Origin of the sequence: Streptomyces sp. S3(2020) (genome assembly GCF_013044505.1) — a bacterium.
Taxonomy (GTDB): domain Bacteria; phylum Actinomycetota; class Actinomycetes; order Streptomycetales; family Streptomycetaceae; genus Streptomyces.
On the sequence record NZ_JABERD010000231.1, the window covers coordinates 1 to 14,437 of the forward strand.

The window sequence follows — 14,437 nt, forward strand, 5'->3', positions numbered from 1 at the left end:
CGCCACACCCGCCGCCCCGCGCGCGGCCCGCAGAGCCTGCCCCTCGCGCACCGCACGCAAGGCCGCCCGCCGCGCCGCCGCCCGGCGCCGCAACCTCGCCGCCGCGGTCCTCACCGTCAGCGGGCTCGTCGTCCTGCCGCTGGTCCTGTGGTCGGCCCTCGGTGGCGGGGACGACACCGCCTCGGCCGGCGGCACCCAGGCCTCCGAGACACCGGGCAGCGGAGCGGGCAAGTCCTCCTCCGACTCCTCGTGGATCGGCTCCGGCAAGGACGTGGAGGGCACACTGCGCGGCCGGCTGCACAACGTCGACTCCGGACTCTGTATCGGCGTCGTCGGCAAGAAGGCCGTCAAGGACGCGGAGACCGAGCTCGCCAAGTGCTCCTCGAAGACCGACCAGCAATGGACGTACGAGACGGACGGAACACTGCGCAGCGCCGCGGACCCGGACCTGTGCCTGGACTCCCACCTCGGCTACTCCGTGCGGCTGGCCCCGTGCACCGGCACCGGCAAGGCCGAGACCAAGAGCATCCGCTACGACTTCACGCTCCAGGGCAACCTGGTGCCGCGCTGGGACCAGGACCTGGCCCTGACACCCGCCGCCACCGACGGCACCGGCGCCCTGGTCCTCAAGACCCGCGACGACATCACCGTCCAGCGCTGGGTGTTCGACACCTCCAGGGCCGACCCCCAGATGGAGGTGGTCAACTGGGACGCGCAGGCCGGCACCACGAAGAAGGCGCCCGTCGAGACCCCCACGCCCACGCCGACGCCTACGAAGAAGGCCTCACCGACGCCGTCCCCGAGCCCGTCGACCACCTCGCCGAGCCCGACGGCGAGCTCGTACCCCAGCGGCATGCCCTGCTACGGGTACTACTGCTCCTGGGACGGCCAGTACGGCAACGGATACGGCGGCGGCTACGGATACGGCTACGGGGGATACGGCGGACGGCGCTGACCGCCCGGCTCACACCCCGACGGCCTGGAGCGACACCCACAGCGCCAGCGTGGCCGGCACCAGCGCGGCCGGTACGGCGAGCAGCCCGAGCCGGGTGAACTCCCCGAGCCCGACCCCGTGCCCGTGCCGCTGCACGATCCGCCGCCACAGCAGGGTGGCGAGCGATCCGGCGTACGTCAGGTTCGGGCCGATGTTCACCCCGATCAGCACCGCGAGCACCGCCCCGGGACCGGCCGTGGCGGTCAGCGGCAGCAGGACCAGCACCGCGGGCAGGTTGTTGATCAGGTTCGCCAGGACGGCGGCCAGCGCGGCGATCCCGAGCAGTGCCACCAGTCCCGAGCCCTCGGGCAGGACGTGCCGCAGCGCGTCGGCGAGCCCGTTGTCGACGACCGCGCGCACGACGACACCGAGCGCCAGCACGAACGCCAGGAACCCCGGAGCGGCGGACCGCACCACCGTGAGCGGGGTGGCCTGGCGGCGTACGAGCGCACGCCCCGCCAGTACCAGCGCCCCCACGAGAGCCACCCACGCCGGCTCGACGCCGACCGCGGACGCCACGACGAACCCCGCCAGCGTGCAGCCCACGGTGACGAGCGCGAACACCGGCAGATCGGGCGTCTCAGCGGTGTCGGACCGGGCCGCGGGGGCTTTGAGGTCGCTCTCGAAGAAGCGCCGGAACACCAGATACTCGGCGCCGATCGCGACCAGCCAGGGCAGCGCCATCAGGGCCGCGAACCGGGTGAAGCTGAGCCCGCTCGCCTCGAACGCCAGCAGGTTGGTCAGGTTGGACACCGGCAGCAGCAGCGACGCCGTGTTCGACAGGTGTGCGCAGGCATAGAGGTGCGGTCGGGCCCGGACACCGCTGCGGGCCGCGGTGGCCAGCACGACCGGGGTGAGCAGCACCACCGTGGCGTCCAGGCTGAGCACGGCCGTGATCGCCGACGCCAGCGCGAACACCGCGGTCAGCAACCGGCCGGGGCTTCCCGCGGAACTGCGGGCCATCCACGCCCCGCAGGCCCTGAAGAGTCCCTCGACATCGCAGAAGTGGGCGAGGACCAGCACCGCGGCCAGGAAGCCGACCACCGGTCCGAGCCGTTCGACCTCCGCCCACGCATGGCCCGGGGAGATCGCCCCGGTCGCGATCACCAGGCCCGCCGCCGGGACCGCGAGCACCGCCTCCGGCAGGCCTTTCGGGCGGACGACGGCCCAGGCGAGCACGGCGGCGAGCAGGGTTATGGACAGGGTCTCGGCGAGCGGGGTGTTCAGGAGTCGTCCTTCGGGATGTGGTCGTGCGCGGCCTTTCCATGAAAACAGGCCAAGGTAAGAGTCCCGTCCACCGGGTCAGGCGCCGGGCCCCTCGTCGAAGACCGCGACGAACACCGTGGACTCGTTGCCGGAGACCGGCACCGCACCGGCCGACCACGCCACCTGCAGCGGGTCCCGCTCGTCCGGCGGAGTCACCAGCAGCGCGTCCGGGATCGCGGTGCGGGCTCCGCTGATCTCCGGGTTGGAGAACGTGATCCCCGACCACGCGTTCTGCCCCGGCGCCAGCATCACGGTGGCCGGCGTGCCGGGGGAGCGTTTCGGGTCCGGCCCCAGCTGCCTGCCGGAGGCGTCGACGAACGCGGCGCCCGGATAGCCGTGGACGGTGCAGGTACGGGAGGAGGTGTTCGTCAGGATCACGGGGAAGTTCTCCTGACCCGCCCCCGGGTCGTTGCGGCCGAGCGTGGCCTCCAGCTCGGAGGTGTGGCATCGGGCGCTGTCGGACGTGCCGGTCGTGCTGGTGGCGGGGGACGGCGCCGGGCCTGTGGCGGTCGGCTCCGCCGAGGACACGGCCGTCGTCCCGTCACCGGTGGCCGGGGCGGCCGTGCCGGGCAGGGTTTGCGGTGCGGCCGCGGAGTCGCCGCCGTCACCGCAGGCGGTCAGCAGGCCCAGCAGCGCGGCCGCACCCATGAACAGCGCCGGCCGGTACGTCTTCACCATGACTCTCCACACTCCTCGTACGGTGCGGTGTGCCCCGTCATGAAGGTCCGATGCGGGCGCGGCCGGGAAAGTTCGCGCGTTCAGCCCCGTACCCGGACCGAGCCGAGGACCCGCCGGATGCCCGACGGCTCGCCCTGCTGCCGGATCTGCACGTACAGCTGCGGCTGCCCGCCGCCGTCGGGGGGAGTCAGCCCGGCCTCGACGACGGAACCGCCGCCCGGGCAGTCGCTCCACGTACGGACCCTGCCGTGCCACACGGAGAGGGTGTGGTCGCGGGCCCCGTCGTAGTGACAGCCCGGATGGGCGAGGGCGTTCACCAGGGCCGTCACATCGCCCTGCCCGGCCAGGCCGACGAAGATTCCGTCGACGTCGGCGCCGAGGTCCTGCCACCGTGCCAGGTCGTCCGCGACGGCGAACCCCGGCTGATGACCGGCGGGCAGACCCAGCACGCGCGGATCCCACCCCGAGCCGTGCACCTGACCGGCCCAGGTGGCGGGCACCACGGCCTCGACCCGGCCGGTGGCGTCCTCGATCCGCAGCTCGGTCGGCGCCGACTCCCGGTCCGTCAGCGTGAAGGCCACGCCGGCCAGGCCCACCCCGACCGCCAGACCGAGCCACCGATGATGCCGCCGCCGGGGCCTCGGGCCGGTCGCCAGCCGCTCCAGTTCCTCGGCGAAGGCCCGTGCGTCGGGGCGGCGGTCCCCGTCCGGCCGCAGCGCCCGCATCAGGGCCCGCCGGACACCGGGATCCAGGCCCGGACGCAGCCGGTCCGGCCGTACGACCTTCCCCGGCGCGCCCGGCGCGGTGCCCGTGACCAGGTGATAGCCGACCGCGCCCAGGCTGTACACATCGGCCCGCACATCGATGCCCGCACCGGGCTCCGCCTGCCCCAGGTCGGCGAGCAGGACCTCCCAGGCGCCGTCCGCGCCGGTGCGCAGCAGCAGGCTGGACGGCCTGACGTCCCCGTGCGCGATCCCCGCCTCGTGCAGCGCGGCCGCGGCCCGGGCCGCCAGCGCGGTGAGCCGCAACGCCCGGGGGACGGGGAGCGGGCCGTCGTCGAGCAGGTCGGCGAGGGTGCCGCCGTCGGCGTACTCCATCACGAAGTACGGTCTGCCGTCGGGCAGTTCGCCGATGTCGTAGACCTGCACCACATGTCGCGAACCCGCCCCGCGCAGCAACCTGGCCTGGGACAGGAAGCGTTCGCGGATGTCCGGCCGGTGCGACCAGTTCTCGGCGAGGACCTTCACGGCGACCGGCGCGTCCAGTGTGTCGTCGTGCGCGAGCCACACCGTCCCGAACGTGCCCGTGCCCAGGGGGCGTTCGATCCGGTAGCGGCCGATGCGCTCGACGGAGTGCATACGACCATCATGCCCGCCCCGCGATCCACGATCCCCTGAGCGCCGCGAGGGCGCCCGTCAGTCGTCCTCCTCGATCAGGGCGATCTCGGCCCAGATCGTCTTGCCGTCGGTGGTGTGCCGGCTGCCCCAGCGCTGGGTGAGCTGGGCGACCAGGAGCAGTCCGCGGCCGCCCTCGTCCCAGGTCTTGGCGCGTCGCAGATGCGGGGCCGTGTGGTTGGTGTCCGACACCTCGCAGATCAGCGTGGACTCGTCGTGGATGAGCCGCAGCCGGATGGGGTGCGCGCCGTACCGGATGGCGTTGGTGACGAGCTCGCTCACCACCAGCTCCGCGGTGAACGAGGCCTCCAGGAGCTCCCAGGTACCCAACTGGTCGACGACCTGCTTGCGGATCGGGCCGACGAGCGCCGGGTCGGCGGGGATGTGCCAGGTGGCGACCTGGGCGGCGGGCAGTCCTCGGGTGCGGGCCAGGAGCAGCGCCACGTCGTCGGCGGAGCCGCCCGGCGGGAGCAGGGTGTGCAGGACCCGGTCGCAGGTCTCCTCCAGCGACACCGAGGACACCGACAGCGCCTCGCGCAGCAGCGCGTGACCGGCGTCGATGTCCCGCTCACGGGACTCGATCAGGCCGTCGGTGAAGAACGACAGCACCGTGCCCTCCCGCAGCTCCAACTCGGCGGACTCGAAGGGCAGCCCGCCCACGCCCAGTGGCGGGCCGGAGGGCAGGCGGACCAGTTCGGGCGCACCGCCCGGTGTGATCATCACGGGCGCGGGATGTCCGGCGCGGGCCAGTGTGCAGCGCCGCGACACCGGGTCGTACACCGCGTACAGACAGGTGGCGCCGACCTCGCCGGGGCTGCCCTCGCCGCCGGCCTCCGCGGACAGCCGGACCACCAGGTCGTCGAGGTGGGTGAGCAGCTCGTCGGGGGCGAGGTCGATGTCGGCCAGCGTGCGGACGGCGGTGCGCAGCCGGCCCATCGTGGCCGAGGCCTGGATGCCGTGGCCGACGACGTCACCGACGACCATCGCCACCCGCATCCCGGACAGCGGGATCACGTCGAACCAGTCGCCGCCCACCCCGGCCCGCGCCGCCGGCAGATAGCGCGAGGCGGCGTCCACGGCGGCGGTGCGCGGCAGCTTGCGGGGCAGCAGGCTGCGCTGGAGGGCGAGGGCGGTCTCCCGCTCGCGGGAGAAGCGGCGGGCGTTGTCGATGCAGACGGCCGCGCGGGCCGTCACCTCCTCGGCCAGCAGCACATCGTCCGAGGTGAACGGGTCCGGCCGCCGGAACCGCGTCAGCACCGCGACCCCGAGGGTCAGACCGCGGGCCTGGATCGGCACGGACATCGTCGAGTGGATGCCGTACTCCCGGACCCGCTCGCCGCGCGCCGGGTCCCAGGACAGCCACTGGTCGAGGACGCCGGAGGCCACGGTGGCGACGATCGTGTTGCCCGCCACCAGCGAGTCGGCCTGCGGTGAGGTGGCCGGGTACGGCTCCAGCTGGCCGGGCTTGACGACGGCCTCGGGGGTGCCGGGGTTGACCGACTGGTGCGCGGCGCGGCGCAGCCCGACCGGTGCGCTGAGCACCGGCGGCGGATCGCCGCCCTCCTGCGGGTCCAGCAGGTCGACGCTGACGAAGTCGGCGAGCGCGGGCACACAGACGTCGGCGAGCTCCTGCGCCGTCCGGGTGACGTCGAGGGTGGAGCCGATGCGCACGCTCGCCTCGTTGACCAGCTGGAGCCGCTCTCGGGCGAGGTAGTTCTCGGTGAAGTCGTGCGCCGCCAGGCACACCCCCCGCACCCGCCCCTCGGCGTCCGTGACCGGGGCCATCCGGGCCAGCCAGGCGTGCGCGACCCGCTCCCCGCCGGTCCGCATGTACGTCTGGACGTCCTCGGCGCGGCCCGAGACGAGGACCCGCAGCAGGTGGCGCTCCAGCTCCGCGCTCTCCGGTTTGCCGCCGATCTCCGACAGCCGCAGACCCCGGATGCGCTCCTCGGGCAGTCCGATCACCTCGGCCATGGCGTCGTTGACCCGGCTCAGCCGCAGCCGTTCGTCGTAGACCGCGACGGCGCAGGGCGACTGGACGAGCGCCGCCGTGGCGAGGGGGCCGTCCGGGGAGCCGGTGACATCCAGGGGAGTGACGACGAGCCAGTGACCCGGGCCGTCGTCGCGCGAGCGTCTGTGGTGGGCGAGCAGCCACACGGACACGGTGCCGCCGTCGCGGTGGCGGAGCGTGACGGTGCCGTCCCAGCGCGGGCCCCCGGGCGCGAACACCGGGTCCGCGCCATCGCTGACCAGCAGATTCGCGGCGGGACGGCCCACGACATCAGGCGCGGGGAGGCCCAGCAGGCGCTCGGCTCCGGCGTTCCATTCCCGTACCGTGCCGAGGTCGTCGATGACAGCCCGTGCCGTCGCGGCATCGTCGAACGGGTAGTCCGGGCTCATCGTCGCCACTCCATCGCGGACACTCACAGTGAACAGGCACGCCACTTGAGTTCCAGCCTAGTCCGTCACGCTCGTACGCGGACGGGAACCCCCCGCGCACCCGGGGACACGGGGCAAGGGGGGACATTCGGCCGTTGTGACGTGCGGGGCGGCCGTGTGTGATCGGGCCCTTGACGGTCCTGTGTGGCATGACGTCAGAATCTGTGTGTTCACGATCAGTTGTGAGTACTTCTGGGCCCTGATGAGGGAGAGCCGCACACCATGACGGTCACTCGCAGATCTGTCCTGATCGCCTCCGCCGGCGCGCCCGCGGCCGGAGCGTTCCTCGGTCCTTCGGCGGCACTGGCCGCCGAGGCCGCCGCCGGGGGCGCCTCGGGCCGCAGCACGGTCGCCCTGCGCGACGGCTGGCGGTTCGCGCTGGTCAACCCGGGCGGGATCACCGACCCGACCGGCGCCTACGCCGGTGCCGCCGACCCCGCCTACGACGACTCGGCGTGGCGCCAGGTCGCCGTGCCGCACGACTGGAGCATCGAGCTCGCCCCCACCACGCAGAACGGCACCACCAGCGGCACCGGCTTCTTCCCGGGCGGCCTCGGCTGGTACCGCCTCGCCTTCACCCTGCCGCCCGCGTACGCCGGCAAGCGGATCTCGGTGGAGTTCGACGGCGTCTACATGGACGCGTACGTGTACTGCAACGGCACCGAGGCCGGCCGCCACCCCTACGGCTACACCGGCTTCGCCCTCGACGTCACCGACCTGCTGCACACCGACGGCACCACCGAGAACGTGATCGCGGTCAAGGTGCAGAACCGGCTGCCCAGCAGCCGCTGGTACTCGGGCAGCGGCATCTACCGCGAGGCCCGCCTCGTCGTCACCGAGCCCGTGCACGTGAAGCGCTGGGGCACCCACGTCACCACACCGGAGGTCACCGGGGAACAGGCACTGGTCCGCGTGGCGACCTCCGTCGTGAACGGGTCCGGCACCGCGAGCCGGGTCGAGATCCGCTCGACGGTCAAGGACGCGCGCGGCCGGACGGTGACCCGGGCGGCGACCACGGCCGACATCACCGACGAGGTGACCGAGACCCATGAACTCACGATCTCCGAGCCGAGGTTGTGGGACTTCGGCGACCCCCACCGCTACACCCTGCTGACCGAACTCCGCGTGGCCGGCAGGACCGTCGACACCCACCGCACCCCCTTCGGCGTCCGCACCTTCGCCATCGACCCCGACGAGGGCTTCCAACTCAACGGGACCCACGCCAAGTTCAAGGGCGTCGACCTCCACCACGACCTCGGCGCGCTCGGCGCCGCCGTCAGCACCGACGCGATCCGCCGCCAGATGATCATCATGAAGTCGATGGGCGTCAACGCCTTCCGCACCTCCCACAACCCGCCCTCACCGGAGATGATCCGGGTCTGCGAGGAGCTCGGGATCGTGATGATGGTGGAGGCGTTCGACTGCTGGCGCAGCCCCAAGACCCGCTACGACTACGGCCGGTTCTTCGACGAGTGGTCCGACCGCGACATCGCCGAGATGGTGCTCGCCGCCCGCAACTCACCCGCCGTGATCATGTGGTCGATCGGCAACGAGATCTCCGAGTTCACCTCCACCACCGGACTCGCCATCGCCGACCGGCTCATCGCCGGCATCAAGGCGCTCGACGCCACACGCCCGGTCGTCATCGGCTCCCACCGGCACCGCAGCGTCCCCACCCCCGGCACCCCGGCCGACCTGATCCTCGCCAAGCTCGACGGTCTCGGCCTCAACTACAACACCGCCAAGTCGGTGGACGCCCTGCACGCCCGCTACCCCCACCTGTTCCTCTTCGAGTCCGAGTCCTCCTCGGAGACCTCGACCCGCGGCACCTACCAGGAACCCGAGCACCTCAACACCGGCGAGAACCACACCCCTGGCAGACGCGCGGTCTCCTCCTACGACAACAACCTCGCCTCCTGGACCATGAGCGGCGAGTACGGGCACAAGAAGGACCGGGACCGCCGGTGGTTCACGGGCCAGTTCCTGTGGTCGGGCATCGACTACATCGGCGAGCCGACGCCGTACGACGTCTTCCCGGTCAAGGCCTCCTTCTTCGGCGCGGTCGACACGGCCGGCTTCCCGAAGGACATGTACTACCTCTTCCGGAGCCAGTGGACCAGCGAGCCGATGGTCCATCTGCTGCCGATGACCTGGAACCACACGGAGGGGGACACGGTCGAGGTGTGGGCGTACTCCAACGTCGCCACCGTCGAGCTGTTCCTCAACGGGAAGTCCCTCGGCACCCGGACCTTCGACACCAAGGAGACCGTCGACGGCCGGCCCTACCTGGAGACCACCGAGGCCACCGGCGACGACAAGACCTTCACCGACGGCCCCTACCCCGGCAGTTACACGAGCCCCAACGGCAGCGCGGGCAAGCTCCATCTGACGTGGAAAGTGCCCTACCGGCCGGGAGAGCTGAAGGCGGTGGCCCGCCGCGGCGGCAAGGCCGTCGCCACCGACGTGCTGCGCACGGCGGGCCCGGCGCGTGCCGTACGGCTGAGCGCGGACCGCAAGTCGCTCGCGGCGGACGGGCGTTCGCTGGTCTTCGTGACGGCGGAGATCGTCGATGCCCGCGGGGTGGTCGTGCCCGACGCGGAGCACCTGATCGCCTTCGAGGTCGAGGGCGGCTCGCTCGCCGGACTCGACAACGGGCGCGAGGAGAGCGCCGAGCGCTATCAGGCCGGCACCCGGACCGCCTTCTGCGGCAAGGCGCTCGCGATCGTGGGGTCGGGCACGGAGCCGGGTGCGCTGAAGGTGATCGCCCGCGCGGAGGGCCTCAGGGCGGGCACCGCGAGCCTGCGCACCAAGCCCGCCCGGTCGGCCGCGACCACCCCGGCGGCCGAGTTCGCCCCCGACCACCCTTCGCCGCCGAACCACCCCTACGCGGACGCCAGTTACTCCGGCCGCCCCGACTCCCTCCCCGCCGCCATGCTCGACGGCGACGCGGCCACCGGCTGGTCCAACGCCTTCAGCAAGGCCGCCACAGCCCTTCTGCCCCTCTTCGACGGGGCCCGGGCGCAGGACTGGGTCAGCGTGGACTTCGGCCGCGGCCGGACCTTCGACCGCGTGGAGGTCTCCTTCACCCTGAGCTCCACCCACAGCCTGCCCGCGGCGGTCCAGGCCGAGGTGTGGGACGGCGAGCGGTACGTGAGGACCGAGGGGGCGGCCGTCGAGTGGGCCACGGCCTCGGACGCACCCACGCTGATCACCTTCGCGGCGATCCGGGGTTCCCGTCTTAGGCTGATCCTGACCAGCGCCCACCCGGGGGAGGCCCGCGGAGCGATGCGCATCAGCAAGCTGGAGATACCCGCCACCTGAGTCGCCCGCTCGTGGTCCGGACAGGAAGCGGAGCGTCAGGGAACCGTTCCTGTCCGGACCGTTGACTCCATGTCATGCCTGCAACAAGCATGGCCGTCGACCGTCTACTGGGAGCGCTCCCATGATGAGCGCCGCCCGCAGCTCACCGAGGAGCCCGGACGTGAAAAGACGCAGAACCGCCCTGTTGTCCCTGACCGCCCTGCTGGGAGCGGCACTTGTCGCCTCCCCGGTGTCCCCGGCCGCCGCCGAGGAGGTCGAGCAGCTCAAGAACGGCACCTTCGACACCACCACCGAGCCGTGGTGGGCGTCCAGCAACGTCACCGCGGGCCTGTCCGACGGACAGCTGTGCGCGGACGTGCCGGGCGGCACCGCCAACCGCTGGGACGCCGCCGTCGGCCAGAACGACATCACCCTCGTGAAGGGGGAGTCGTACAAGTTCTCCTTCACCGCCGACGGTTCACCCGCGGGGCACGTCGTCCGCGCGATCGTGGGCCTCCAGGTCGCCCCGTACGACACCTACTTCGAGGTCAGCCCGCAGCTCAGCGTGTCCGGCGACTCCTACGCCTACACCTTCACCTCGCCTGTCGACGCGACCCAGGCCCAGGTCGGGTTCCAGCTCGGCGGCAGCGCGGACCCCTGGCGGTTCTGCGTGGACGACGCCTCGCTGCTGGGCGGCGTGCCGCCCGAGGTGTACGAGCCGGACACCGGGCCCCGGGTGCGCGTCAACCAGGTCGCCTATCTGCCCTCGGGGCCGAAGAACGCCACGCTGGTCACCGACGCGACCGCGAAGCTGCCCTGGCAGCTGAAGAACGCGGCGGGCACCGTCGTCGCGCGGGGCTCGACCGCACCGCGCGGTGTCGACGCGTCCTCCGCGCAGAACGTCCACTCCATCGACTTCGGTTCCTACAGGAAGCAGGGCAAGGACTTCACCCTGGTCGCCGACGGCGAGACCAGCCGCCCCTTCGACATCGGCACGAGCGCCTACGAACAGCTCCGCACCGACGCCGCGAAGTACTACTACACCCAGCGCAGCGGCATCGCGATCCGTGACGACCTGCGCCCGGGCTACGCACGCGCGGCCGGCCACGTCGACGTCGCGCCCAACCAGGGCGACGGCAGCGTGCCCTGCCAGCCGGGCGTCTGCGACTACACCCTCGATGTCACCGGCGGCTGGTACGACGCCGGCGACCACGGCAAGTACGTCGTCAACGGCGGCATCTCCACCTGGGAGCTGCTGAGCACCTACGAACGCTCCCTGCACGCCCGCACCGGACAGCCCGCGAAGCTCGGCGACGGCACCCTCGACATCCCCGAGAGCGGCAACAAGGTGCCGGACATCCTCGACGAGACCCGCTGGGAGCTGGAGTTCCTGCTGAAGATGCAGGTGCCCGCCGGTCAGCCGCTGGCCGGGATGGCGCATCACAAGGTCCACGACGAGGCGTGGACGGGGCTGCCGCTGATGCCGAGCGACGACCCGCAGAAGCGCGAACTGCACCCGGCGAACACCGCGGCGACCCTGAACCTGGCGGCGACGGCCGCACAGGCGGCCCGCCTCTACCGGCCCTACGACAAGGCGTTCGCCGCCAGGACGCTCGCCGCCGCCCGCAAGGCCTGGACCGCGGCCCTCGCGCACCCGGACATCTACGCCGACCCGAATGACGGCACCGGCGGCGGTGCCTATCCCGACAGCGACGTGACCGACGAGTTCTACTGGGCGGCGGCCGAGCTGTATCTCACCACGGGGGAGAAGACGTTCGCCGACCACGTGCTGGCCTCGCCGGTCCACACCGCCGACATCTTCGGCCCCCTCGGCTACGACTGGGCCCGCACCGCCGCGGCCGCCCGCCTGGACCTGGCCACCGTGCCGAACAAGCTGCCCGGCCGGGACAAGGTGCGCCAGTCGGTGGTCAAGGGCGCGGACGGCTACCTCACGACGCTCAGGTCACAGCCGTACGGCATGCCGTACGCCCCCACGGACAACCTCTACGACTGGGGTTCCAACCACCAGATCCTGCACAACGGCATCGTCATCGCCACCGCGTACGACATCACCGGCGGCTCCGAGTACCGTGACGGCGCCGTGCAGTCCATGGACTACATCTTCGGCCGCAACGCGCTGAACATGTCGTACGTGACGGGCTACGGCGAGGTGAACTCCCACAACCAGCACGCCCGTTGGTATGCCCACCAGCTCGACCCGAGCCAGCCGAACCCGCCCCGGGGAACCCTGGCCGGCGGACCGAACTCAAGCATCCAGGACCCTTACGCACAGAGCAAACTCCAGGGCTGCGTCGGCCAGTTCTGCTACATCGACGACATCCAGTCCTGGTCGACCAACGAGCACACCATCAACTGGAACTCCGCACTGACCCGGATGGCGTCCTTCGTGGCGGACCAGAGGTAGCGCGGACACCGATGGACCGGGGGCTCCATGGCACTCCCACGAGGCCGTGGAGCCCCTCGTCGTCAGGTCGCGCCGAGCATCGGCTGGAGCGCACCCTCCAGCGTGAGCAGCCGCACCTTGCGCTCCACACCGCCCGCGTAGCCGCGCATCGAGCCGTCGGCACCGATCACCCGGTGGCAGGGTCGCACGATCAGCAGAGGGTTGGCGCCTAGTGCGGCGCCCACCGCCGGGGTGTCGGCCGGCGCCACACCGAGCTGCCGGGCGAGCGCGCCGTACGTGGTCGTGGTGCCGTACGGGACGTCGTCGAGCGCCCGCCACACCCGCTGCCGGAAGTCCGTGCCCTCAGCGGCGAGCCGCAGGTCGAACCGGGTGAGCCGGCCCGCGAAGTAGGCGGACAGCTGTTGCGTGGCCTCGGCGAGGACCGCGTCGTCGCGCCGCCACCCCGGGCGGACGGCCGGCGCACCCCGCTGCCCCGGCAGCGACAGCGAGGCGAGTCCCGATTCCCCGCCGACCAGGAGCAGTTCACCGAGCGGGCTGCGCATCGTCGTGTACGTCGTCATGGGTCCGTTCCCTTCCTTCCGCTACGAGTCTGCCGCGCGGCCGGGGATGGTTCCGGCGGGAATCGGACAGCGTGCTCAAGTCTCGCGGTACCCCTGTGCACGTGCTTTGAACAGGGAGTATTTACGGGTAAGTACCCCAGCGGTACCGTGAAGGGCATGCCAGCTCTCAACGTGGAGTTCAGTGACCGTGAGCTAGAGGACCTGCGGCAGATCGCCAAGGAGCGCGGTACGTCGATGAAGGCCCTCGTGCGGGAGGCGGCCGCGGCCGACATCGCGCGGCATCGCGCGCTCCAGGAGGGCGCGGAGGCCTTCCGGCGGTTCTTCGCGTCCCACGCCGACGAGTTCGCCGCCGCGTTCCCCGACGACGAGCCGGCCGTCAAGGACGAGGGACGGGTCGTCTGACCGATGGCTCCCGTGGTCCACATCGACGTGCCCTGGCTGCTCCAGCGTCACGAAGAGGTCCTGCCCGACCAGCCCACGGTCAACGACTTCTCCGCCCTGGTGGCAGCCGTCGCCCGCCACCGTGTCGACCCGCCCCGCCTCGGCGTGGACTCCGACCCGGCCTGGCGGGCCGCCGCCCTGCTGCACACCCTCGCCCTGCTCAAACCCCTGCCGTCGGCCAACGCCCGCTTCGCCTGCGCGACAGCCGTGGCCTACATGTTCGTCAGCGGCGTCGGCATCGACCCGCCCTACGGCGCACTCGTCGACCTCGCCCGTGACCTGATCTCCGGCAAGACCGATGTGTACGGCGCGGCCGACCGGCTGCGTGCCTGGCAGATATAGGGCCTGACCGTCGGCCGGACACCCCCGCCCCCGGCCGGGGCCGACCCCGTCCCACCCTCGGGGCCGCCGACCGAGGGCGGGAGGATCGGGGTCGGCGGCCGTTTCGCGCAGGAGAGCCGCCGTCCCGCGCGTGGCCTTCGAGGGGCCGATACCAGTGGACTACGCGGTGGTGCGCGCCGGGAGCGTGCGCGTCGCTCCGGCGCGTGCGCGTGTTTCACACGGGGCGCTTGTCGTGCCGTGAACCACCGCGCGCGACCTGCTCGGCGACCGTTTCTGACTTTCTTTCAACGATACGGATGTTGCTCAAGTGCCTTGTTGGTCATGACCGTGTTGTGCAAGGGTGAACCACCCGTGCGGGGGGTAATGGCCGGGTCTTCTTTCGTCCGGTGGGGAACCCGGGCGGACGGGTCGTCGGTGAATTCGTACCCCTCGCGCCTCGCCAAAAAGGTATATACCAATCCCCGACTTTTTCGGCGAGCAGAACTTCTCAGAGTCACCTGCGCGTGGGAAGGAATCCGCTCAGTGCCCACCCCCCACGCCCCTCGCCCTGCATACCCGCCGCCGGGCGGCGGGTATGGAGGGCGAGGGGGGTGGGGGG

Annotated in this window: 10 protein-coding genes; 5 read left to right on the plus strand and 5 right to left on the minus strand. The window is 71.9% G+C overall.

What is annotated here, in order from left to right:
• Window positions 1-955: RICIN domain-containing protein (locus HLK59_RS41765; protein WP_171146885.1), on the plus strand; the 955-nt coding region annotated here is incomplete at its 5' end.
• Window positions 956-964: 9 nt separating this feature from the next.
• Here HLK59_RS41765 and HLK59_RS41770 read toward each other — a convergent pair.
• The 4 genes from HLK59_RS41770 to HLK59_RS41785 form a co-directional block, all read right to left on the minus strand.
• On the minus strand, window positions 965-2,221 hold the full coding sequence (locus HLK59_RS41770; RefSeq protein ID WP_171146893.1) for an arsenic transporter: 1,257 nt from the start codon (window positions 2,219-2,221) through the stop codon (window positions 965-967).
• Between the two features lie 75 nt (window positions 2,222-2,296).
• On the minus strand, window positions 2,297-2,938 hold the full coding sequence (locus tag HLK59_RS41775; RefSeq protein ID WP_240982949.1) for a DUF4232 domain-containing protein: 642 nt from the start codon (window positions 2,936-2,938) through the stop codon (window positions 2,297-2,299).
• Between the two features lie 80 nt (window positions 2,939-3,018).
• Complete coding sequence (locus tag HLK59_RS41780; RefSeq protein ID WP_171146886.1) at window positions 3,019-4,296, minus strand: serine/threonine-protein kinase; 1,278 nt, start codon at window positions 4,294-4,296, stop codon at window positions 3,019-3,021.
• Between the two features lie 57 nt (window positions 4,297-4,353).
• Window positions 4,354-6,732: a SpoIIE family protein phosphatase gene (locus HLK59_RS41785; protein ID WP_171146887.1), complete on the minus strand. Its 2,379-nt coding sequence runs from the start codon at window positions 6,730-6,732 to the stop codon at window positions 4,354-4,356.
• 261 nt (window positions 6,733-6,993) lie between these two features.
• On the opposite strand from HLK59_RS41785, the gene HLK59_RS41790 reads away from it, so the two are divergent.
• Both HLK59_RS41790 and HLK59_RS41795 read left to right on the plus strand, forming a co-directional pair.
• Entirely contained in the window at window positions 6,994-10,092 is a 3,099-nt protein-coding gene (locus HLK59_RS41790) for a glycoside hydrolase family 2 TIM barrel-domain containing protein (protein ID WP_171146888.1), read from the plus strand.
• Between the two features lie 160 nt (window positions 10,093-10,252).
• Entirely contained in the window at window positions 10,253-12,496 is a 2,244-nt protein-coding gene (locus HLK59_RS41795; protein WP_171146889.1) for a glycoside hydrolase family 9 protein, read from the plus strand.
• A gap of 62 nt (window positions 12,497-12,558) precedes the next feature.
• On the opposite strand, the gene HLK59_RS41800 is transcribed toward HLK59_RS41795, so the two are convergent.
• A complete protein-coding gene (locus tag HLK59_RS41800; protein WP_171146890.1) occupies window positions 12,559-13,056 on the minus strand; it encodes a methylated-DNA--[protein]-cysteine S-methyltransferase in 498 nt (165 codons plus the stop codon).
• A gap of 156 nt (window positions 13,057-13,212) precedes the next feature.
• Here HLK59_RS41800 and HLK59_RS41805 point away from each other — a divergent pair, with 156 nt between their 5' ends.
• Entirely contained in the window at window positions 13,213-13,458 is a 246-nt protein-coding gene (locus HLK59_RS41805; protein WP_171146891.1) for a hypothetical protein, read from the plus strand.
• Between the two features lie 3 nt (window positions 13,459-13,461).
• Complete coding sequence (locus tag HLK59_RS41810) at window positions 13,462-13,839, plus strand: toxin Doc (protein WP_171146892.1); 378 nt, start codon at window positions 13,462-13,464, stop codon at window positions 13,837-13,839.
• The last annotated feature ends 598 nt before the right edge of the window (window positions 13,840-14,437 follow it).